Source organism: Rhodoferax sp. GW821-FHT10B06 (assembly GCF_059415605.1).
Map to the genome: position 1 here is coordinate 1 of NZ_JBWKNO010000025.1, position 19,986 is coordinate 19,986.

Here is a 19,986-nt window from a genome sequence, read left to right on the forward strand (position 1 = left end):
CTACGCTAGCGCGCGATCTTGCGGCGGGCTTCACAGAGGATAGCCCGGTAGGAGACGTTCGCGAACGACAGCTGTTGGCCGATAGTACCTATTCGCCTAACACCTGCCAACGGCCGCAACCAGCCTGAAGCAGCCCCTTCAACCTTTCGTATCAGAGCTAAAGCGAAGCACTAACAACGGCAGCCTCCAGAACGGAGTCCCCACGGCCAGCGCATGGCCCCCGTCAACCTCCGCTGCCTGGAGGGCCTGAACCTGGCGTCCATCCCCGTGCAGCACTACGACAGTCGCGTTGCCTGACTACTGCCGCGCGGTGCGGATATTCCCCGGCAACGTTCCCGGGTGGCTGGTGCGGTAGGGGTTGATATCGAGACCGCCGCGACGCGTGTAGCGTGCGTAGACGCTGAGCTTGATCGGCTTGCAGCGCGTCCACAGCTCCATGAAGATGCGCTCCACGCACTGCTCGTGGAATTCGTTGTGGTTGCGGAAGCTGACCAGGTATTTCAGCAGGCCGGCCTGGTCGATCTGCGGACCGCTGTAGCTGATCTGCACGCTACCCCAGTCGGGCTGGCCGGTAACCAGGCAGTTGCTTTTCAGCAGATTGCTGGTCAACACCTCGGACACCGGGGCCTCGTCCAGCGCGGCGCTCAGCAGCTCGGGGGCGGGGCTGTAATTGTCAAAGTCCATGTCCAGCCGGTCCAGGCTCAGGCCGTCCAGCTCGTGCACGGGCTCCTGGTCGAACAGCTCGGGCAGCAGAATGCGCACGCCCACCGTTGAGGGCGTATCGCTGCCGCGCCAGGCGGCTTCGCTGATATCGGTGCGGATGCGCGCCTGCACCATGGCGGCATCGGCAAAGCGGGTGTTGTTGAAGCTGTTCAGGTAAAGCTTGAAGGACTTGCTCTCGATGATGTTGGGCGTCTCGCAAGGCACGGTGATGTGCGCCAGCGCCACCTGTGGCTTGCCGCGCAGGTTCAGCCAGCTGAGCTCGAAGGCAGTCCACAGGTCGGCACCAAAGAAAGGCGCGGCTTTGTCGGCCAGCCCGATCTCGGCGCGCTTGACGGCACGCGGAATCGGGAACAGCAACGACGCGTCGTACTGGTCGATATAGGCCGAGGACTTGCCCAGTTGGGATTGTTCTGGAGTGTTCATGATTGCTATACCTTTAGTAGCAGCCTGCGCAGAAGATATCTGCGCCAACTGCTTATTTTCCTTGTGATTCGTGACACCACGGCATAGGCGCGCCCTGCATTCCTCCAAGGAACCCGTGGAACCGGCTCTGGCGGGCCGTCGGGTTCACCCCCTGCAAGGCCTGTCCTGAGCTTGCCGAAGGAGGGGTTGGCGGAAACGCGCAGCGTGGAGCCTGGGGGTGTCTAATTAAACTCTCGTTCCCGCAGCCACTTGGTGGCGATCCACTTTTCGCCCGCCAGCACGGGTGCGCCGCCGTGCAGGGTCTTGGTGGCCGGGTGCGGGCGGTCGTAGCTGAAGAACACGGCGTTGCCGCGCTGCGGTGCCACCTCCAGCTGCACATCGGGGAAGATGGTGGCACCGCCCTGTTCGGGCTCGCGCAGGTAGATGATCAAGGTGCCTACGCGCTGGCCGCCGCGCTTGACGATGGTGGGCGTACCCGGCTCCTGTGGGTCGAAGTAGTCGTAATGCGGCTTGTACTGCGCGCCGGGCTGGTAGTGCAGCACCTGCAGGCCTTCACCGTTTTCCAGGGGCCACTGCAGCAGGCGGGCAATGCGCTCTTCAATGCACTGGACCAGCGGACTTTCACCCCGGCTGAAGAACATGCCGTCGCTCGTGCGGTCCACGTGCACTTCTTCGCCGCCGGTCCGGGTGGCCACTGTCAGCGAGCGGCTCAGGCGCGGCCGGGCGGCCTCGACCAGGGCGTCGCATTCCTCTTCGCTGAGCAGGTTGCCAAACACCACCACGCGCGGGTTCTGCATCACGGACAGCACGCGGACCTGGCGGTCGCCCACATCCAGTTGCAAGGGGGCCTGCGACAGGTCAGGCCCAGGAACGGCCACCGCCGGCGGCAAGCTCTGTTTACGCGCCTGCAAATGGGCGGTAAGCGTGCTCTCCATCGCCTCCACGGCCACCTCTTCGCTCCAGCCCGAATCCCGCATGGCCTTCAGCACCACATCGGGCGTGAAACCGGCCTCGGCCTGGGCAATGATCCATTGCCGCAGTGCCGGGGTGATGGTCTGCTGCGCGGCGTTGGCGTGGGACTTAGGCATGGGGGGCTCCTTGGCGACGGAAAACCAGGCGGTCGGGCTCGGACACCTGGGGCACATAAGCATAGCCTTCCAGGTTAAAGCCCTGCAACTGCTGCGGCAGGCTGAGGTGGTGCAGGGTGGCGTAGCGCGCCATCAGCCCGCGGGCGCGCTTGGCCATGAAGCTGATGATCTTGTACTGGCCGTTCTTGTGCTCTTCAAATACGCATTCCACCACCCGCGCCTTCAAGGTCTTGCGGTCCACCGCCTTGAAATACTCTTGCGAGGCCAGATTCACCACCACCGGCGTGGCATCGGCCTGCAGGCGCTGGTTCAGGTAGTCGGATATCTGCGCGCCCCAGAACTTGTACAGAGTGGCGCCCTGCGGATTGGGCAGGCGGGTGCCCATCTCCAGCCGGTAGGGCTGCATCCAGTCCAGCGGGCGCAGCACGCCGTACAGGCCGCTGAGTATGCAGACATGGTCTTGGGCCCAGGCCAGAGCCTCGGGTGTCAGCGTAGCCGCGTCCAGCCCACCGTACACATCGCCGTTGAAGGCCAGTACGGCCTGCTTGGAGTTCTTGGCAGTGAATTGGGGGCTCCAGGCCTGGTAGCGGGCCACGTTCAGCCCGGCCAACGCATCGCTGAGGTGCATCAGCTCGGAAATCTGCTGGGGCGAGTAGGCCCGCAGCAGCGCAATCAGCTCGGTGGACTGTTGGGTGAACAGGGGTTGGGTATGCGGCTTTCCCGTGGCGGGCGTTTCAAAATCAAGGGCCTTTGCGGGCGACAACAAAAACAACATGGGCAAACATCCTTTGGCCGGGATTATCGGGTGCTGCCACCCACGACCCGGTTGCCGCTCCGAATAGGCCTTGAACAGGTTCTTGGAACCGCCCTACGCGACCGTAGCCAAGGTCTTTTTACTGCGCTTGTTTTCGTACATCAGCGCATCCGCACGCGACAGCAGAGCCTCCACCGACTCGCGCACCTCCGGAGACACCCGCACAATGCCGTGGCTGCACGCAATTGCATAGCCGCTGTGGGAGAACTGGTTGCGCCGGTCCAAGGCGGCCAGCAAGCGCTCCACAATGGTCTGCGCCAGAGCATGCGGGCAATCGAACAACAGGACCACGAACTCGTCGCCGCCCAGGCGGGCCAGGATGTCGGCACTGCGAAAACTGCGCCGCATCTGATCGGCAAAGGCCTGCAGAGCCTTGTCGCCCTCGGCATGGCCAAAGTTGTCATTGATGGCCTTGAACTTGTCCAGGTCAAAGAACACCAGGCAACATGCAATGGACTTGCGCGTAGCCAGTGCCAGCGCGTGCTCGGCCAGCGCCAGAAAACCGCGCCGGTTCTGCAGCCGCGTCAGCTCGTCCACCGTGGCCATCTGGTAGGTGGATATCTCCTGCTCCACGATGGCGGCCAGGTCGCCCATCAGCTGCAGATCTTCAGGGCTGAGCTTGCGCGGCTGCGTATCCAGCAGGCAGAGCGTCCCCAGTTTGCTGCCGTTGACCGCCTTCAGGGGCCAGCCAGCGTAGAAGCGCACGTGCGGCGGGTTCACCACCAGCGGATTGTCAAAAAAACGCTCGTCCTGCAGCGCATCGGGCACCAGCAGGACCGGCCGATCGCTCAGGATGGCATGGCCGCAAAAGGAGATATCGCGCGGGGTCTCGGTAAGCGCCATGCCCTGGGCCGATTTGAACCACTGGCGGTTCTCATCCACCAGGCTGACCAGTGCCATGGGCACGCCAAACATGCGTTTGGCCATGCGGGTCAGCCGGTCAAAGCGTTCCTCGGGCGGGGTGTCCAGCAGGTTGAGCGAGCGCAGCGTGCCGAGGCGGAAAGGCTCGTCGGGCGCAAGGCCAGGCTTGATCATGGACTCTCCTTGAAAAAGAAGGTGAGCCCATTCTAGAGACAGAGTTCGGTGTCAGGCCAGCCCTATTTGCATGGCGAAGAGCTACACCACCGTAGGCGCCGAAGCCCCGTCCACAGTGATGTTGGCACCCGTCAGGTAGCGGCCGCGCTCGGAGGCGGCGAACAGCACGATATTGGCGATCTCCTCCGGCTCGGCCAGCCGGCCCTGGGCCAGCTTCTGGATGGCACGCTGCCGCGCTTCTTCAGGGCTGATGCCCGCGTGCTTGGCCTCGGCCAGCATGCCTTCGGCCACGCGCTCGGTATTCGTCAAGCCCGGGTTCAAGCCCACCACACGCACACCCCGGCCCGCATAGGCATGGGCCAGACCCGCGGTGGCCAGCATCAGCGCCGCATTGGCCGCCCCGCCGGCTAGGTGCACGGCCGAGGCCAGTTTGCCGCCGTTGCCGATGATGTTGACGATGGCACCCTGCCCGCGCGCCGCCATCAGCTTGACCACCGGGTCGATCACATGAATGTAGCTGAAGTACTTGGCATCCATGGCGGCGCGCCAGGCGGCCGGCGTCAGGTCGTCGGCATGGGTGCGGCGCGCGGCGCCGGCGCTGTTGACCAGGATGTCGATGGGGCCGAACTGCACCTCCACCTCGGCCACCATGGCCGCAGCGGCGGCGGCATCCGTCAAATCGGCAGCCACGGTATAGACATCGCCGAGTGCGGCACGGGCCGCATCCAGGTTCGCCTGCGAGCGCGAGACCAGCGCCACCCGCGCGCCCTCGGCCAGAAACAACTGGGCGCAGGCCAGGCCTATGCCCTTGCTGCCGCCAGTGATCAATACGTTTTTACCGCCCAAACCGAGGTCCATGGATCTGCTCCGTTGAAAAGTGGCTGCCAGCCTAACCCAGCGCCTAAGCCCCCGCAGGCCCCGGGTATTTATATGAAAAACAGGGCTCTCGCGCAGATAAGACCTGCGCTAGCAGCTACCAAAAACGTAGCAAATCCATATCTCTGTACCCGCCCGGTAAAATCGCGCCCTCCCTGAAAGAACCTGTTAGACCATGACCGACACCGCTTCCACTGCTCCCGCCCAGCCCGGCTTGCAATCCCTGTCCAAATCCTTCGAACCTGCCGCGCTGGAAGCGCACTGGGGCCCGGAATGGGAACGGCGCGGCTATGGCGTGGCCGGCCACCGGGGCACGGGCCAGGCGCAAGCGGGCGCGGAGTCGTTCGCCATCCAGCTGCCGCCACCGAATGTGACGGGCACCCTGCACATGGGCCACGCCTTCAACCAGACCATCATGGACAGCCTGACCCGCTACCACCGCATGGCCGGCCATAACACCGCCTGGATTCCGGGTACCGACCACGCGGGCATCGCCACCCAGATCGTGGTCGAGCGCCAGCTGCAGGAACAAAAAATCAGCCGCCACGACCTGGGCCGCGAAGCCTTCACCGCCAAGGTGTGGGAGTGGAAAGAGAAGTCCGGCAACATCATCACCGGCCAGATGCGCCGCATGGGCGACAGCGTGGACTGGAGCCGCGAGTACTTCACCATGGACCCGAAGCTGTCCAAGACGGTGACCGAAACCTTTGTGCAGCTGTACCAGCAAGGCCTGATCTACCGCGGCAAACGCCTGGTGAACTGGGACCCGATCCTGCAAAGCGCGGTGTCCGACCTGGAAGTGGAGAGCGAAGAAGAAGACGGCTTCCTCTGGCACATCCAGTACCCGCTGGCCGATGGATCCGGTTCGCTGACCGTGGCCACCACCCGCCCCGAAACCATGCTCGGCGACGTGGCCGTGATGGTCCACCCTGAAGACGAACGCTACACCCACCTGATCGGCAAGATGGTCAAGCTGCCGCTGTGCGACCGCGAGATCCCGGTGATTGCCGACGACTACGTGGACAAGGCCTTCGGCACCGGCGTGGTGAAGGTCACGCCCGCCCACGACCAGAACGACTACGCCGTCGGCCAGCGCCACAAGCTGCCGATGATCTGCGTGCTGACCCTGGACGCCAAGATCAACGAAAACGCCCCCGCGGCCTACCAGGGCCTGGACCGCTTCGTGGCACGCAAGAAGGTTGTCGCCGACCTGACCGAGCTCGGCCTGCTGGTCGAGACCAAAAAGCACAAGCTGCAGGTACCGCGCTGCGCCCGTACCGGCCAGGTCATCGAGCCCATGCTGACCGACCAGTGGTTCGTTGCCATGACCAAGGTCAGCGACCAGGACCCAACCGGCAAGAGCATCGCGCAAAAAGCCATCGAGGCTGTGAGCAGCGGCCAGGTGCAGTTCGTGCCCGAGAACTGGGTGAATACCTACAACCAGTGGATGAACAACATCCAGGACTGGTGCATCAGCCGCCAGCTCTGGTGGGGCCACCAGATCCCGGCCTGGTACGACGAAGACGGCAAGGTCTATGTGGCGCGCAACGAAGCCGAGGCCCAAGCCCAGGCGCCGGGCAAAACGCTCAAGCGTGACGAAGACGTGCTCGACACCTGGTACTCGTCGGCGCTGGTGCCGTTCAGCACCATGGGCTGGCCCGAGAAGACGCAGGACTACGACCTGTACCTGCCCTCCAGCGTGCTGGTCACCGGCTACGACATCATCTTCTTCTGGGTCGCCCGGATGATCATGATGACCACGCACTTCACCGGCCAGGTGCCGTTCAAGCATGTCTACATCCACGGCCTGGTGCGCGACGCGCAGGGCAAGAAGATGAGCAAGTCCGAAGGCAATGTGCTGGACCCGGTGGATTTGATCGACGGCATCGCCCTGGCACCCTTGCTGGACAAGCGCACCACCGGCCTGCGCAAGCCCGAGACCGCGCCTGCGGTGCGCAAGAACACCGAGAAGGAATTCCCCGAGGGCATCCCCGCCTTTGGCGCCGACGCCTTGCGCTTCACCTTCGCATCCCTGGCCAGCCTGGGCCGCAGCATCAACTTCGACAGCAAGCGCTGCGAGGGCTACCGCAACTTCTGCAACAAGCTGTGGAACGCCACCCGCTTCGTGCTGATGCAGTGCGAAGGCCAGGACTGCGGCGTACGCGACCACACCCCCGAGGAATGCGGCCCCGGCGGCTACCTGGACTTCAGCCAGGCCGACCGCTGGATCAGCTCCAAGCTGCAGCAAGCCGAGGCCGAAGTCGCCAAGGGCTTTGCCGACTACCGCCTGGACAACGTGGCCAACGCCATCTACGACTTCACCTGGAACGAGTTCTGCGACTGGTACCTGGAAATCGCCAAGGTGCAGATCAACATCGGCAGCGACGCCCAAAAACGCGCCACCCGCCGCACCCTGATCCGCACGCTGGAAGCCATCCTACGCCTGGCCCACCCCATCACCCCGTTCATCACCGAAGAGCTGTGGCAAAAGGTCGCACCAGTGGCCGGCATTCCCGGCGACTCGGTGAGCATTGCGCCCTACCCGCAATGCCAGCCGGCCAAGATCGACCCGGCTGCCATCGCCCATGTGACCAAGCTCAAGGGCCTGGTGGATGCCTGCCGCAATCTGCGCGGCGAGATGAATGTGTCACCCGCCACCCGCATGCCGTTGTACTGCGTGGGCGACGCCGCCTTCATGCAAGAGGTGGCGCCGGTGCTGCAGTCGCTGGCCAAGCTCAGCGAAGTCAAGCTGTTCGACGACGAAGCCGCCTGGCAAGCCGCCGCGCAGGCCGCACCCACGGTAGTGGCCGGTGATGCCCGCCTGTGCCTGCACATGGAGATCGACGTGACCGCCGAAAAAGCCCGCCTGGGCAAGGAAGCCGCGCGCTTGGAAGGCGAAATCGCCAAGGCCCATAACAAGCTGAGCAACGAAGCCTTTGTGGCCAAGGCGCCGCCGGCCGTGATCGCGCTGGAGCGCGGCCGCATCACCGACTTCGGCGCCACCTTGGAACGCCTGAAAGAGCAATTGGCCCGCCTGGGTTAAGCAACCCAACTCCGATGAAGCCCCAGGCCGCACACGCGGCGCTGGGGCTCTTTTTCAACACAACTGTCACATATCCGCCATAGCATCGGCCGCTACTTAACCTAGGAGTAGTGCATGTCCCCGATTTCCTTTCCCCTGCGTACCACCTCGGCCCTGTTGGTCGCGGCAGGCTTGAGCGCTTGCAGCAGCATGCCTGGCCAAACCATGGGCGCCGTGTCTACCCTCAACGGCCAACAACCACTGGTGATTGCGCACCGCGGCGCATCCGGCTACCTGCCCGAAGAAACCCGTGAAGCCTATATCCGCGCCATCGAACTGGGCGCCGACGTGATCGAGATGGACATCATCGTCACCAAAGACCGCCAACTGATCGCCCGCCACGACCCGAACCTGGCCATCAGCACCGATGTCGCCAAACACCCCGAATTCGCCTCGCGCAAGAAGACCATCCAGGTCGATGGCGAAACCCAGACCGGCTGGTTCAGCGACGACTTCACGCTGGCCGAAATCAAGACCCTGGGCGCCATCTCCACCGATGCAGAGCGGCCACAGCAATTTAATGGCCAGTTCAAGGTCATCACCTTCCAGGAAGTGATCGACCTGGCCAAGGCCCAGTCGCAGGCCACCGGCCGCACGATTGCCATCTACCCGGAAACCAAGAACCCCAGCTACTTCGCGTCGCTCGGCCTGCCGATGGAAGACATGTTTGTCGAACACATCGTCAAGGCCGGCTGGAACAGCAAATCGGCGCCCATCTTCATCCAGTCGTTTGAGCCTGGCAGCCTGAAGTACATGAAGAGCAAAGGCCTGCAAACCAAGATGGTCCAGCTGGTCGACGGTGACAACATCGATCTGGCCACAGGCAAAGTCACCTTCAAACTGCCCAGCGACCGCCCTTATGACTGGACGCTGATGGGTGACAAACGCAACTTCGACGCCATGGTCACCCCCGCAGGCCTGGCCGAGATCAAAACCTATGCCGACGGCATCGGCCCGTGGAAGCGCTACATCATCAGCATCAAAGGCACCATCGGCGCCGATGGCAAGCCTGTGGACGTGAATGGCGATGGCAAGATCAACGACGCCGACGCCACCTCCATGGCGCCCACCAGCCTGGTGACAGATGCCCACAAGGCCGGCCTGTTCGTGCACCCCTTCACATTCCGCAACGAGTCACGCCGCCTGGCCATCGACTATGCGAAAGATGGCGCAAACGAATACACCGCTATCTACAAGACCGGTGTGGACGGCGTGTTCACCGACTTCACCGACACGGCGCTGGCAGCACGCAAGGCGCTGCTGAAGTAAAACAGGAATCGCCGCGCCGCTGCCCCTATTGCGGGGCACGGCGCGTGCCAAGCATTAGCGCCGGCGTAGCACGTGGATGAAGTCAGTCCCTTCCGTGGTCTGCTCCATCAGTTCGTTGCCAGTCTGTTTGGAGAAAGCCTGGAAGTCGCGCACCGAACCCGCATCGGTAGACACCACCTTGAGCAACTGGCCGCTTTGCATATCGGTCAGCGCTTTCTTGGCCTTGAGGATGGGCAGCGGGCAGTTCAGGCCGCGCGTGTCGATTTCTTTGTCTGTCTGCATGGGGCGGTGGTCCTTGGGTGGTGCGTGATTTTAGTGCGGAAGATGCCCGCGCACGGCATCAGCCCAGCTCGCGAAACTGCGGCTCGTAGCCCCGGCGCTTCAGGAACTCGGCCAGCCCGTAGCCGGTACCCGCAGGCCAGCACTTCACGTCTTCAAAGTTGTACAGCCGGTAGTCGACCAACTCGGGCGACAAACGCACTTCGCCATGCGCGACCGCGTGGTAGACGATCAGCAGCTGGTTCATGCGCTGAAAGTCATACACGCCGATCAGCTCCAGCGCAGAGGCCGTGAGGTTGGTCTCTTCCAGAATTTCGCGGGCAATGCCCTCTTCGGGCGTTTCACCGGCCTCCATGAAGCCGGTGATCAACGCGTAGATATCAGAGGTCCAGGCGGCGTTGCGTGCCAGCAGGATCTGCCCGCCGTATTCGACAATGGCAGCCAACACCGGTGTGGGGTTGTTCCAGTGCGTGAAGTCGCAGGCCGGGCAACGCAGGCGCTGCTTGGGGCCGCCGTCTTCTTCCTGGCTGATCCAGGCCAGCGCAGTAGCGCACTGCGGGCAGAATTTGAACTCAGCGGCCATGGCTTCGGGCATCCTTCAAAGCTACAGAAAACATAGCAGCCAGCGCAGGTGAAATCAGCGCCAGCGGCCTATTCCTCATAAATCCAGCCCAGCCCCATCAAGCCGGAAATACACCGGTTGAAAGGTAGCGATCACCGCGGTCGCAGACAACAAAAACAATGGTCGCATTCTCTTCGCGCTGTGCAATCTGCTGCGCCACCCAGCAGGCGCCCGCTGCCGAGATACCGGCAAAAATACCTTCCTCGCGCGCTAGGCGGCGGCACATTTCTTCGGCATCGTCCTGGCCCACATAGACCAACTCGTCCACATGGCTGGGGTCGTAAATCTTGGGCAGGTATTCCTGCGGCCATTTGCGGATGCCGGGAATGCGCGAGCCCTCGCTGGGCTGGGCGCCGATGATCTTGACGGCCGGATTCTTCTCTTTCAAAAAGCGCGACACGCCGGTGATGGTGCCAGTGGTGCCCATGGCGCTTACGAAGTGCGTGATCTTGCCCTGGGTATCAGCCCAGATTTCAGGACCGGTATTTTCATAATGGGCGCGGGGGTTGTCTGCATTGGCAAATTGGTCCAGCACCTTACCCTTGCCTTCGCGCTGCATCTGGTCGGCCAGGTCGCGGGCGTATTCCATGCCGCCGCTCTTGGGCGTCAGGATCAGCTCGGCACCAAAAGCCTTCATCGTCTGGGCCCGCTCGATGGACAAGTCCTCCGGCATGATCAACACCATGCGGTAGCCCTTGACCGCCGCCGCCATCGCCAATGCGATACCGGTGTTGCCCGAGGTGGCCTCGATCAGGCTATCGCCCGGCTTGATTTCGCCGCGCTCCTGCGCCCGCTGGATCATGGACAAGGCCGGCCGGTCCTTCACCGAGCCTGCGGGGTTGTTGCCCTCCAGCTTGCCCAAAACTACGTTGCCACGCGCCAAATTGTCCGCAGCACCAATGCGCTGCAAAGCCACAAGCGGAGTTTTTCCGATGACGTCTTCAATTGTTTGGTATTTCATGCCCCACACTGTGCCATAATATTGGTCTTGCTTCTGCACATGCCCGGGTGGTGAAATTGGTAGACGCAGGGGACTCAAAATCCCCCGCCGCAAGGCGTGCCGGTTCGATTCCGGCCCCGGGCACCATGTGTTAGCTTGTAGTGGATCTTAAAGATCTAATGCTAAGCCCCTTCCCTGTAGGACGGGGCTTTTTCATTTCTGCAAAGCTTTTACAAAAAACCCAAGCACCGCAAAGTATTCAGCCAAAGAAAACGCGGCCAATGCCTCGCATGAGTTGGTATGCGAACATGGCAATGAAGGTGCCAGCCAAAGCCACACTGGTTACGCTTCCGATTGCCAGGCCCAGAAAGCTCAAACCCTCGTAGTGCTCGTCTACATCTTGTTGAACCATACAAATTGCTCCATTTGTGGGTTGAAGAAATCAACGCCACCAATGTAGAGCGGGGCCTGCAGCTCGTCGCGTGACAAACGCACATAAATCAATATTTGATGCGGCTACTAGCCAGAGAGTGCATTCAGGTCGCCCCATCCGAACGGCAAATATTGCAATGGACCGTCTCGCTTTGCCAGGCGAGACTTTCCTGCCCTGACGGAAGCCAGGGTGTATGGCAGTAACATGCATAGCACATAGCGCAAAACTGTCGAATAGTTCCGCAAATTGCATTTTGGAAATTCAACTGTCATTCACATGACGCGGGATGCGATTTAAATTTGAGGCATGAACACACCAAACCATCCCCAATCCACTGCAGCCAAAGAGGTTCCAGCTGAACCAATGAATGGTGCTGCATTTGTTCACACACTGCTGATCCTGGGCGCCCTGGGTATGGCGGTTTACAAGGTGCTCGACGCGGCCCTTCATCTACTTTGACCTTCGCCCCACACAAATCCAATAACTGGAAAAAACTGAAGCTGGTGCTAGCCATCGTCGCCTTGGGCGCCGTGGCCATCACGTTCATCAGCGGCACAGCCATCTTCGTATACCAGATGCTGCACGCCGGATAGCCCTGCACAGCTTGGATCAAGCCCGCTACATGCGGGCTTTTTCACGTCTGCGTGGCAGGAATCCACGCCAACGCGGCGGCTCAATGCACGGTGGCGCTACTAGGGGCTGTGAGTTTGAAGTGCTGGACGGCCTGCTGCGGGCTGCACTGCAATTGGCGCTGGAACAGGCGCTGTTCCAGGCACAGCCTCGGGACACGGCGCGGGGTGGTTTTGCTCGGCTGGCTTCTCGGCATCCAATGCTCCTTGCTAAGGTTCAGTTGCTGCGGTATCGATAGCGTCTTGCGCAACCAGTGTAGGGCCTGAAATCGACGGCCCCCATTCTTTTTACACCTGTGTTGCGCGCACAACAACACAGTCAAGCGGACAGCCAGCACGCGACTTATACCCAACGAGTGGACCCTGGCTGCTGAAGGTCTTTGTGGCTGCAGTTTGCCTGAATTCCTGAATTTTCAGAAAATACTGAAAATTCAGGAACTTGAAACATGAACCTCGCCCCTCTCACCCAGCGTTTTGTTTTGCACTTTGGCGAAATGGGCAGCCGCTGGGGCATCAACCGTACTGTGGGGCAAATCTACGCCCTGCTATTTGTCTCCGCCAAGCCGCTGAACGCCGACGAGATCGCCGAAGGCCTGGGTTTCTCGCGCTCCAACGTCAGCATGGGGCTGAAAGAACTATCGTCGTGGAACCTGGTGCGGCTGCACCATTTGCCGAACGACCGGCGCGAATACTTCGAAACGCCCGAAGACGTATGGGCCATCTTCCGCACCCTGGCCGCCGAGCGGCGCAAGCGCGAGATCGATCCCACCTTGTCCATGCTGCGCGACGCGCTGATGGAGCGCCCGGCCCTGGCCGAAGACATCCACGCCCAATCGCGCATGAAGGAAATGCACGACCTGATCGAGCTGGGCACCTCCTGGCTGGACGAGGTGCAGAGCATGGATTCGGCCTCGCTGGCCAGCATGATGAAGATGGGTACGCAGATGAAAAAGCTGCTGCAGGTGAAGGACCGGGTGAAGCAGGCCCTCAAGCCCAGCAAGGCCGCTGCAAACAAGGGAGATGCATGATGGACGCAATGGACCCGGTCGCACTGGCCCGCATCCAGTTTGCGGCCAATATGACGTTCCACATTCTGTTCCCCACCATCAGCATCGCCATGGGCTGGGTGTTGTTTTATTTCAAGACCCGCTACACCGCCACGCGGGCCGAACACTGGATGGATGCCTACCAGTTCTGGGTGAAGATATTCGCGCTGACCTTTGCGCTCGGCGTGGTCAGCGGCATCACCATGAGCTTCCAGTTCGGCACCAACTGGCCGGGCTTCATGATGAAAGTTGGCAATATCGCCGGGCCGCTGCTGGCCTACGAAGTACTGACCGCCTTTTTCCTGGAGGCCACCATGCTGGGCATCATGCTGTTTGGCCGGCACCGGGTGAGCGAGCGCCTGCACACCATAGCCACGTTCTTGGTGGCCGCCGGCACCACGCTGTCGGCCTTCTGGATATTGGCGCTGAACTCGTGGATGCACACGCCCGCCGGCTTTGTGATGATCGACGGCCAGGCCCATGTGACCAGCTGGCTAGAGGTGATCTTCAACCCCTCCTTCCCCTACCGGTTGGCCCACATGCTGCTGGCATCGGGCCTGACGGTGGCGTTTCTGCTGGCCGGCATCAGCGCCTTCCGCTGGCTGAAGAATGACCGCGGGCCCGAAGTGATGGCCAGCCTGCGCACCGGACTGACGGTAGCCGCCCTGCTGATCCCGGTGCAGATCGTGGTCGGCGACATGCACGGAGTGAACACGCTGGAGCACCAGCCGGCCAAGATCGCCGCAATGGAAGGCATCTGGAAGACCGAACGCGGCGCCTCTGCCGTGCTGTTCGGCCTGCCCGACGCGGCCACGCAAAGCAACAGGTTTGAAGTGGCGATTCCTAAGTTGGCATCTCTGTACCTCACGCACAGCTGGGATGGCGAGGTCCAGGGCATAGACGCTTTTGGCGACAAGCACCCGCCCGTGGCGCCGGTGTTCTTCGCCTTCCGCATCATGGTCGGCGTGGGGCTGCTGATGCTGGCAGCGAGCTGGGTCGGCGTGTGGCAGTTACGCCGCCAAGGTGCACCAGAGCCCTGGCTGGCGCGTCTGCTGGCGGCCATGACTTTCATCGGCTGGGTGGGTCTGATTGCGGGCTGGTATGTGACGGAAATCGGTCGCCAGCCCTGGTTGGTGTATGGCGTGGTGACCACCGCCGAAGCCGCGTCCAGCGTGCCGCCCACGGCGATTGCGGCCACGCTGCTGATGTACCTGCTGCTGTACGCGGTGCTGATCACCGCCTATGTGTCCGTGGTGTTCTATATGGCCCGCAAAGCCAGTGCATTGGCCAAACCCATCTTCCCTACCATAGACCGCCGCCGGGAGACCCAGTATGCCTGATCTGATCAACAACCTGGGCCAACCGCAAGTCTGGCTGCCCATCGTCTTCGCACTGGTGATGGCATTGGCCATGCTGGCCTACGTGATTCTGGACGGCTACGACCTGGGCGTGGGCATTCTGATGCGCAAGCCCGACAACGCGCAGCAAGACGCGATGATTGCCAGCATAGGCCCGTTCTGGGACGCCAACGAAACCTGGCTGGTGCTGGGCGTGGGCGTGCTGCTGGTCGGGTTCCCGATGGCGCATGGCGTGATCCTGGGCGCGCTCTACCTGCCCGTGGCCTTGATGCTGATGGGGCTGATGCTGCGTGGCGTGGCCTTCGACTTCCGCGTCAAGGCCAAGGACGACCACAAGCGGCTGTGGAACATGGCCTTTCACATCGGCTCGCTGCTGGCAGGCTGGGCCCAGGGCTTCATGCTGGGCTCGATGATTACCGGCTTCCGGCACGACCTGGCGGGCATTCTGTTCAGCAGCCTGATCGGGCTGTGCCTGCTGGCTGCCTATGCGCTGCTGGGCGCGGGCTGGCTGATCATCAAGACCGAGGGCGCACTACAGCTGATGGCGGTAGCCTGGGCGCGCCGCAGCCTGTGGCTGACCGGACTGGGCGTGCTGGCCATCTCCGTCGCCACGCCCATGGTCAGCCATAGCATCTTTGTGAAATGGTTCAGCTTCCCGAACCTCATCTTGCTGTTGCCGATACCGATAGGCACGCTGGTGCTGTTCGGCACCATCTGGCGCAGCCTGGGCCGATTACCGATACGGTTAGAGCAAGGCAACGAATACGGCATAGGCGTGCCCTTCGGCGCCACGGTGGGCATCTTCCTGCTGGCGTTTTACGGCCTGGGCTACAGCATCTTCCCCTGGCTAGTGATCGACAAGATCACCATCTGGGACGCAGCCAGTGCTCCCGAAGCACTGATGGTGATCTTCTACGGCGTGGCCGTGGTGCTGCCGGTGATCATTGGCTACACGGTATTTGCCTACCGGGTGTTCTGGGGCAAATCCACCGCGCTGAAGTACTGATCAATATTTACAGAAAATAGGCCTCTGGCGCAGATAGTGCCTGCGCCAGCAGCTATTTATTCAATAGCAAAACCCATGGCATGCGCTCAGGCCGGAAGCGCTGTCCACCGCGGCAAGCGCCTGGCCAGCAGCAGAACCAGCAGCAGGTTCAGTACCGCCAGCCCGCACAGCAGCAGCCATGCAGCCCCCGCTCCCCAAGCATCGATCAGATAGCCGCCCACCAGCGGCGTGGCCGCCTGCCCCAACAGTGCCGGCCTGGCCATGCGCCCCATCAGCACCGGGTAGTCGGCGGCAGCCACCAGAGACAGCGGCAGCGTGCCACGCACAATCGCACGCAAGCCATTGCCCGCGCCGTACAGCATGACGCCCAGCGCCGCCGCGTCGGGCAGCAGCGCAATCAGCAACAGCCCTGCCAGCACCAGCGACACCGAGATACACGTAGTCCACACAGGGTGCCTTTTACGCGCCAGCATGTCCACCACGCGCGATCCCACCTGGCTGGGGCCCAGCAGCGCGCCCATGCTGACAGCCCCCGCCAGCGAATAGCCACGCCCCTCCAGCAAGGCGATCAGGTGCACTGACATGGCCGTCATGACCACGGCGGCCAGGGTAAAGATCGCGGCCAGCAAGGCATACAGCCTGGCATCCACCTGCCCGCTACCGCTTGCCTGCACGCCAGAACCCGCGCTGGCCAGCCCGGGCGCAGGCAAAGCCTTTGCGTACATAGGCCACACCAGTAGCAACAGCAACACGGCGTAGACGCAGCAGGCCTGGCGCCAACCACAGTAGGCAATCAGCATGGCCACCGCCGGCCACACCACCGTCGTGGCAAAACCCGAGATCAGCGTGACGCCGGTGATGGCGGAACGGGCGTTCGGCCCATACACGTGACCCAGCGTGGCAAACAAGGCGTCGTACAGCCCGGCCGCCATGCCCACGCCCAGAATGGCCCAGCCCAGCAAAAACACCGGCAGACTGCCCGCCATAGCCAGCACCAGCAGGCCCGCCGCGGTGATGATGCCGCTGCTGCACAACAGGACGCGGCCGCCGTAGCGCAGGATCAGCCGCCCGCTGCAGGGCGCCAGCAGACCGGACACCAGGATGCCCAGCGACAGCGCGCCATAGACCCATTGGCGTGCCCAGCCGGTCTCGGCAATCACCGGACTGGCCAGCACCGCCATCAGAAAGAACGAGCCGCCCCATACCAGTATCTGCACCAGGCCCAGTAAGGCAATGCTGGTGATTGGGGGGCGATGGGCTTCGGTCATGGAATCGGCTGCAGTGGTCAAGCTGCTACTTTCGCTTTTCAGCCACTATCTGTAAATTCCGAATCCAGGAACCCATCAATACGATAAACCTATGGATACCACATGATCAACTTCCGGCTTATCCGCCATCTGTGGCTATTCCTGGCAGTGGCCGAAGAGGAGAACTTCAGTCGCGCCGCCAAACGGCTGGGCATGTCGCAGCCGCCGCTCACCGAGCAAATTCAGGTGCTGGAGCAAGCACTGAAGCTGCAGCTGTTCGAACGCTCCCGCAAGGGGGCGCAGCTCACGCCGGTGGGGGCGGCCATCCTGCCAGCGGTACGCAAGTTTGCAGAGCAGCTGCAACGGCTGGAGCTGGCCGTGCAGGAGGCTATTGCCGGGCAAACCGGGCTGCTCACCATAGGCGCCATCAGCTCTGCGCTGCTGGACGTGCTGCCGCCTCTGCTGGAGCGGCTGAAGGCCGAACACCCCCTGCTAACGGTATCGGTGCGGGAGATCGACAGCTTTGAGGCCATTCCCCTGCTGAAAAGCGGCGATATCGACCTGGCATTCGCACGGCTGGAGGGCGCGCTGGGCGACGGCATCACCGCCACCCCGCTGGCGCAGGACCGGCTGGCGGTCGCCTTGCCCCGCTCGCACCCGCTGGCATTGCAGTCGAGGGTGGCGCTGGCATCGCTGGCACAGGAAGAATTCGTAATGTTTGCGCGCCAGATCAGCCCGGTATCTTTCGACGGCCTGGTGGCGTCCTGCCAGGCCAGCGGCTTCTCACCGCGCGTGCTGCACGAGGTGCGCTCCGCCGCGTCGCAAATTGCCTTCGTCGGCTGTGGCCAGGGCATCGCGCTGGTGCCGACCTCCTTGAAAAAACTGGCGCCCGAGAATGTGGTGGTACTCCCGCTGAAAGAAAACCTGAACGTGGTCACCACCGCGATGGCGTGGAGCACCACGCGCAACAACCCGCTGCTGGCCACCCTGATTCCCAGCTTGCAAAAGCAGCCTGCGACCACACGCGGCCGCCGCCAGAAAACTTAAGAAAAATCAGCCTCTAACGCAGACATTACCTGCGCAAGCAGCTATTTATTCGATAGCAGACCAGTTTCTACCGTAGGGTAGTGCAGCCGCAGCCGCAGCTCGGTCTTCATGCGCGTGTTGTCCAGGCGCCGCGACTCGGACATGAAACTCAGCAACATCAACGACAACTGCCCTTGCGCAGCGCTACGCGGCACGCGGGGCGGGCGCGGCAGGCCGTACAGGTCAGCGGCGAGGTCAAAGTAGTCGCCCATGCGCATGTCCGTGTCGTCGTTCACGTTGTAGATGCGCTGCGGGCGGCCTCGCCACAGGGCCTGGATGCAGGCGCGGGCCAGGTCATTCGCATGGATATGGTTGGTGTACACATCGTCTGCCGCGTCCAGCACCGGCGTACCTTTGCGCAAGCGCGTCTCGGGTGTGCCCCCCTCGCGGTCGGGCGCATAGATGCCGGGAATGCGCAGAATGCTGCTGCGCACCCGGCCGGCACGCCGGCCCAGCAAGCGTACCGCCGCTTCGGCGTCGACCCGGCGCTGGGCCCGGGGTGTGGTGGCGGCCAAGGCGCGGGTCTCCCGCACCAGTTCGCCATGGCAGTCGCCATACACGCCACTGGTCGAGCCGTACACCAGCGCACGGGGTGCGCCACGCAGCTGCAGCACGCGCAGCAGATTGCGGGTGCGCGGATCGTCCCGGCCTTCACCGGGGGGCGGTGCCAGATGCAGCACGCGGGTGGCCAGGCCGGCCAGCCGGTACAGCGATGCGCGCGCGTCTAGATTGCCGCACAGCGCGGTAATACCCAGGGCCCGCAAGGCCGGCACACGCTCGGGGCTGGAAGTCAACGCCAGCAGGCGCACAGAGCGCGGCAAGCAGGCCGCAGCACGCAGGCCGACATCGCCGCAGCCGACGATCAGCACACGCTCGCGGCGGAAGCGCGCAGGCAGCGCGCCAAGAGGAAATTGGTTTGAGGGCAAAATCGGTGGCTAGAGATAGAACTGACCGAGCATAACGAACCCATGACCCATCCCGTCCCCACTCCGCAAGCCTTCAGCATCACCGTACAGCCCAGCGGCCGCAGTTTTGCCGCCACGGCCGACGAATCCATCCTGGCGGCCGGCATACGCCAAGGCATTGGCCTGCCCTATGGCTGCAAGGACGGCGCCTGCGGCTCCTGCAAATGCAAAAAGCTCGAAGGCATGGTGTTCCACGGCCCGCACCAGAGCAAGGCCTTGAGCGACGAGGAAGAAGCAGCCGGCCTGGTGCTGACCTGCTGCGCCATGCCACTGACCGATGTGGTGCTGGAATCGCGCCAGGTGACCGACGAGAGCGCCTTTCCGATCAAGAAGATGCCGTCGCGCGTGACCACGCTGGAGAAAGTCTCGGCCGACGTGATGGTCATCAAGCTGCAGCTGCCGGCCAACGACACCCTGCGCTACCACCCCGGCCAGTACATCGAATTCATCCTGCGCGACGGCGCCCGCCGGTCTTACAGCATGGCGAATGCACCGCACACCGGCCCGGCGGTGGAGCTGCACATCCGGCACATGCCCGGCGGCAAGTTCACCGACCATGTGTTCGGCGCCATGAAAGAAAAAGAAATCCAGCGCATTGAAGGCCCCTACGGCAGCTTCTACCTGCGTGAAGACTCCGAAAAGCCCATCGTGCTGCTGGCCTCGGGCACCGGCTTTGCCCCCATCAAGGCCATCCTCGAACACATGCAACATAAAGGCATCACCCGCCCGGCCACGCTGTACTGGGGTGGCCGCCGTCCTCGCGATCTATACCTGAACGACTGGCTGCAGGCTCAGTTGGCGAGTATGCCAAACCTGACCTACGTGCCGGTGGTCTCCAACGCCCTGCCAGAAGACAACTGGACCGGCCGCACCGGCTTCGTGCACCAGGCCGTCCTGCAAGACCTGCCGGATTTGTCCGGCCACGAGGTCTATGCCTGCGGTGCGCCCATCGTGGTGGAATCGGCCCAGGCCGACTACATCGCCAAAGCCGGCCTGCCGAGTGACGCATTTTTTGCCGACTCATTCACCAGCGAAGCCGATAAAGCCAAGGCTGCATAAGAGCAC

At 62.6% G+C, this 19,986-nt stretch carries 20 protein-coding genes and 1 tRNA gene; 10 read left to right on the plus strand and 11 right to left on the minus strand.

Going from position 1 to position 19,986, the window contains the following annotated elements; translation table 11 throughout:
* Positions 1-297 precede the first annotated feature (297 nt).
* The 5 genes from queF to AC07O2_RS24680 form a co-directional block, all read right to left on the minus strand.
* Positions 298-1,146: an NADPH-dependent 7-cyano-7-deazaguanine reductase QueF gene (queF, locus tag AC07O2_RS24660; protein ID WP_495098878.1), complete on the minus strand. Its 849-nt coding sequence runs from the start codon at positions 1,144-1,146 to the stop codon at positions 298-300.
* 221 nt (positions 1,147-1,367) lie between these two features.
* A complete protein-coding gene (locus tag AC07O2_RS24665) occupies positions 1,368-2,234 on the minus strand; it encodes a 2OG-Fe(II) oxygenase (protein ID WP_495234787.1) in 867 nt (288 codons plus the stop codon).
* Positions 2,227-3,009 carry a peroxide stress protein YaaA gene (gene yaaA, locus AC07O2_RS24670; RefSeq protein ID WP_495234788.1) on the minus strand — a complete coding sequence of 261 codons (783 nt, stop codon included), beginning with the start codon at positions 3,007-3,009 and terminating at the stop codon, positions 2,227-2,229. The genes AC07O2_RS24665 and yaaA overlap by 8 nt, the downstream gene beginning before the upstream one ends.
* Positions 3,010-3,102: 93 nt before the next feature.
* Positions 3,103-4,083: a sensor domain-containing diguanylate cyclase gene (locus AC07O2_RS24675; protein ID WP_495234789.1), complete on the minus strand. Its 981-nt coding sequence runs from the start codon at positions 4,081-4,083 to the stop codon at positions 3,103-3,105.
* Positions 4,084-4,164: 81 nt separating this feature from the next.
* Positions 4,165-4,941, minus strand: a complete 777-nt coding sequence (locus AC07O2_RS24680) for an SDR family NAD(P)-dependent oxidoreductase (protein ID WP_495234790.1) — start codon at positions 4,939-4,941, stop codon at positions 4,165-4,167.
* A 193-nt stretch (positions 4,942-5,134) separates the two neighbouring features.
* On the opposite strand from AC07O2_RS24680, the gene AC07O2_RS24685 reads away from it, so the two are divergent.
* Complete coding sequence (locus tag AC07O2_RS24685) at positions 5,135-8,002, plus strand: valine--tRNA ligase (RefSeq protein WP_495234791.1); 2,868 nt, start codon at positions 5,135-5,137, stop codon at positions 8,000-8,002.
* Positions 8,003-8,116: 114 nt separating this feature from the next.
* Positions 8,117-9,310, plus strand: coding sequence for a glycerophosphodiester phosphodiesterase (locus tag AC07O2_RS24690; protein WP_495234792.1), 1,194 nt, complete (start codon positions 8,117-8,119; stop codon positions 9,308-9,310).
* A 54-nt stretch (positions 9,311-9,364) separates the two neighbouring features.
* On the opposite strand, the gene AC07O2_RS24695 is transcribed toward AC07O2_RS24690, so the two are convergent.
* The 3 genes from AC07O2_RS24695 to cysM form a co-directional block, all read right to left on the minus strand.
* Positions 9,365-9,592: a sulfurtransferase TusA family protein gene (locus tag AC07O2_RS24695; RefSeq protein WP_495234793.1), complete on the minus strand. Its 228-nt coding sequence runs from the start codon at positions 9,590-9,592 to the stop codon at positions 9,365-9,367.
* A gap of 58 nt (positions 9,593-9,650) precedes the next feature.
* Positions 9,651-10,172, minus strand: coding sequence for an NUDIX domain-containing protein (locus AC07O2_RS24700; protein ID WP_495106735.1), 522 nt, complete (start codon positions 10,170-10,172; stop codon positions 9,651-9,653).
* Positions 10,173-10,269: 97 nt separating this feature from the next.
* Positions 10,270-11,172, minus strand: coding sequence for a cysteine synthase CysM (cysM, locus tag AC07O2_RS24705; protein WP_495234794.1), 903 nt, complete (start codon positions 11,170-11,172; stop codon positions 10,270-10,272).
* Between the two features lie 41 nt (positions 11,173-11,213).
* Between cysM and AC07O2_RS24710 the strand changes: the two genes are divergently transcribed.
* A tRNA-Leu gene (locus tag AC07O2_RS24710) sits at positions 11,214-11,298 on the plus strand.
* Positions 11,299-11,410: 112 nt separating this feature from the next.
* Here the strand turns inward: AC07O2_RS24710 and AC07O2_RS24715 are convergent.
* The gene (locus AC07O2_RS24715; protein WP_495234795.1) at positions 11,411-11,563 is read right to left on the minus strand and encodes a hypothetical protein; all 153 of its coding nucleotides are present in this window, start codon (positions 11,561-11,563) and stop codon (positions 11,411-11,413) included.
* 327 nt (positions 11,564-11,890) lie between these two features.
* On the opposite strand from AC07O2_RS24715, the gene AC07O2_RS24720 reads away from it, so the two are divergent.
* The 5 genes from AC07O2_RS24720 to AC07O2_RS24740 all read left to right on the plus strand — a co-directional run bounded on the left by AC07O2_RS24720 (position 11,891) and on the right by AC07O2_RS24740 (position 15,623).
* Positions 11,891-12,043, plus strand: coding sequence for a hypothetical protein (locus tag AC07O2_RS24720; RefSeq protein ID WP_495098869.1), 153 nt, complete (start codon positions 11,891-11,893; stop codon positions 12,041-12,043).
* Positions 12,040-12,177, plus strand: a complete 138-nt coding sequence (locus AC07O2_RS24725; RefSeq protein ID WP_495234796.1) for a hypothetical protein — start codon at positions 12,040-12,042, stop codon at positions 12,175-12,177. Before AC07O2_RS24720 ends, AC07O2_RS24725 begins: the two co-directional genes overlap by 4 nt.
* Before the next feature lie 482 nt (positions 12,178-12,659).
* The gene (locus AC07O2_RS24730; RefSeq protein ID WP_495098867.1) at positions 12,660-13,241 is read left to right on the plus strand and encodes a GbsR/MarR family transcriptional regulator; all 582 of its coding nucleotides are present in this window, start codon (positions 12,660-12,662) and stop codon (positions 13,239-13,241) included.
* Positions 13,238-14,599 (plus strand): cytochrome ubiquinol oxidase subunit I, encoded by a 1,362-nt coding sequence (locus tag AC07O2_RS24735; RefSeq protein WP_495234797.1) that lies wholly within the window; start codon positions 13,238-13,240, stop codon positions 14,597-14,599. The genes AC07O2_RS24730 and AC07O2_RS24735 overlap by 4 nt, the downstream gene beginning before the upstream one ends.
* A complete protein-coding gene (locus AC07O2_RS24740; RefSeq protein ID WP_495234798.1) occupies positions 14,592-15,623 on the plus strand; it encodes a cytochrome d ubiquinol oxidase subunit II in 1,032 nt (343 codons plus the stop codon). Before AC07O2_RS24735 ends, AC07O2_RS24740 begins: the two co-directional genes overlap by 8 nt.
* A gap of 86 nt (positions 15,624-15,709) precedes the next feature.
* Here the strand turns inward: AC07O2_RS24740 and AC07O2_RS24745 are convergent, their stop codons facing one another.
* On the minus strand, positions 15,710-16,891 hold the full coding sequence (locus AC07O2_RS24745) for an MFS transporter (RefSeq protein WP_495234799.1): 1,182 nt from the start codon (positions 16,889-16,891) through the stop codon (positions 15,710-15,712).
* A 102-nt stretch (positions 16,892-16,993) separates the two neighbouring features.
* On the opposite strand from AC07O2_RS24745, the gene AC07O2_RS24750 reads away from it, so the two are divergent.
* The gene (locus tag AC07O2_RS24750) at positions 16,994-17,917 is read left to right on the plus strand and encodes a LysR family transcriptional regulator (protein WP_495234800.1); all 924 of its coding nucleotides are present in this window, start codon (positions 16,994-16,996) and stop codon (positions 17,915-17,917) included.
* A 41-nt stretch (positions 17,918-17,958) separates the two neighbouring features.
* Here AC07O2_RS24750 and AC07O2_RS24755 read toward each other — a convergent pair whose 3' ends face one another.
* On the minus strand, positions 17,959-18,882 hold the full coding sequence (locus tag AC07O2_RS24755) for an NAD-dependent epimerase/dehydratase family protein (protein ID WP_495234801.1): 924 nt from the start codon (positions 18,880-18,882) through the stop codon (positions 17,959-17,961).
* A 42-nt stretch (positions 18,883-18,924) separates the two neighbouring features.
* Here AC07O2_RS24755 and AC07O2_RS24760 point away from each other — a divergent pair, with 42 nt between their 5' ends.
* Positions 18,925-19,980: a CDP-6-deoxy-delta-3,4-glucoseen reductase gene (locus AC07O2_RS24760; RefSeq protein ID WP_495234802.1), complete on the plus strand. Its 1,056-nt coding sequence runs from the start codon at positions 18,925-18,927 to the stop codon at positions 19,978-19,980.
* The last annotated feature ends 6 nt before the right edge of the window (positions 19,981-19,986 follow it).

Bases quoted from the DNA above. Each gene is read 5' to 3' on its own strand.
- queF (WP_495098878.1), bottom strand. From the start codon at position 1,146: ATGAACACTCCAGAACAATCCCAACTGGGCAAGTCCTCGGCCTATATC.
- AC07O2_RS24665 (WP_495234787.1), bottom strand. From the start codon at position 2,234: ATGCCTAAGTCCCACGCCAACGCCGCGCAGCAGACCATCACCCCGGCA.
- yaaA (WP_495234788.1), bottom strand. From the start codon at position 3,009: ATGTTGTTTTTGTTGTCGCCCGCAAAGGCCCTTGATTTTGAAACGCCC.
- AC07O2_RS24675 (WP_495234789.1), bottom strand. From the start codon at position 4,083: ATGATCAAGCCTGGCCTTGCGCCCGACGAGCCTTTCCGCCTCGGCACG.
- AC07O2_RS24680 (WP_495234790.1), bottom strand. From the start codon at position 4,941: ATGGACCTCGGTTTGGGCGGTAAAAACGTATTGATCACTGGCGGCAGC.
- AC07O2_RS24685 (WP_495234791.1), top strand. From the start codon at position 5,135: ATGACCGACACCGCTTCCACTGCTCCCGCCCAGCCCGGCTTGCAATCC.
- AC07O2_RS24690 (WP_495234792.1), top strand. From the start codon at position 8,117: ATGTCCCCGATTTCCTTTCCCCTGCGTACCACCTCGGCCCTGTTGGTC.
- AC07O2_RS24695 (WP_495234793.1), bottom strand. From the start codon at position 9,592: ATGCAGACAGACAAAGAAATCGACACGCGCGGCCTGAACTGCCCGCTG.
- AC07O2_RS24700 (WP_495106735.1), bottom strand. From the start codon at position 10,172: ATGGCCGCTGAGTTCAAATTCTGCCCGCAGTGCGCTACTGCGCTGGCC.
- cysM (WP_495234794.1), bottom strand. From the start codon at position 11,172: ATGAAATACCAAACAATTGAAGACGTCATCGGAAAAACTCCGCTTGTG.
- AC07O2_RS24715 (WP_495234795.1), bottom strand. From the start codon at position 11,563: ATGGTTCAACAAGATGTAGACGAGCACTACGAGGGTTTGAGCTTTCTG.
- AC07O2_RS24720 (WP_495098869.1), top strand. From the start codon at position 11,891: ATGAACACACCAAACCATCCCCAATCCACTGCAGCCAAAGAGGTTCCA.
- AC07O2_RS24730 (WP_495098867.1), top strand. From the start codon at position 12,660: ATGAACCTCGCCCCTCTCACCCAGCGTTTTGTTTTGCACTTTGGCGAA.
- AC07O2_RS24735 (WP_495234797.1), top strand. From the start codon at position 13,238: ATGATGGACGCAATGGACCCGGTCGCACTGGCCCGCATCCAGTTTGCG.
- AC07O2_RS24740 (WP_495234798.1), top strand. From the start codon at position 14,592: ATGCCTGATCTGATCAACAACCTGGGCCAACCGCAAGTCTGGCTGCCC.
- AC07O2_RS24745 (WP_495234799.1), bottom strand. From the start codon at position 16,891: ATGACCGAAGCCCATCGCCCCCCAATCACCAGCATTGCCTTACTGGGC.
- AC07O2_RS24750 (WP_495234800.1), top strand. From the start codon at position 16,994: ATGATCAACTTCCGGCTTATCCGCCATCTGTGGCTATTCCTGGCAGTG.
- AC07O2_RS24760 (WP_495234802.1), top strand. From the start codon at position 18,925: ATGACCCATCCCGTCCCCACTCCGCAAGCCTTCAGCATCACCGTACAG.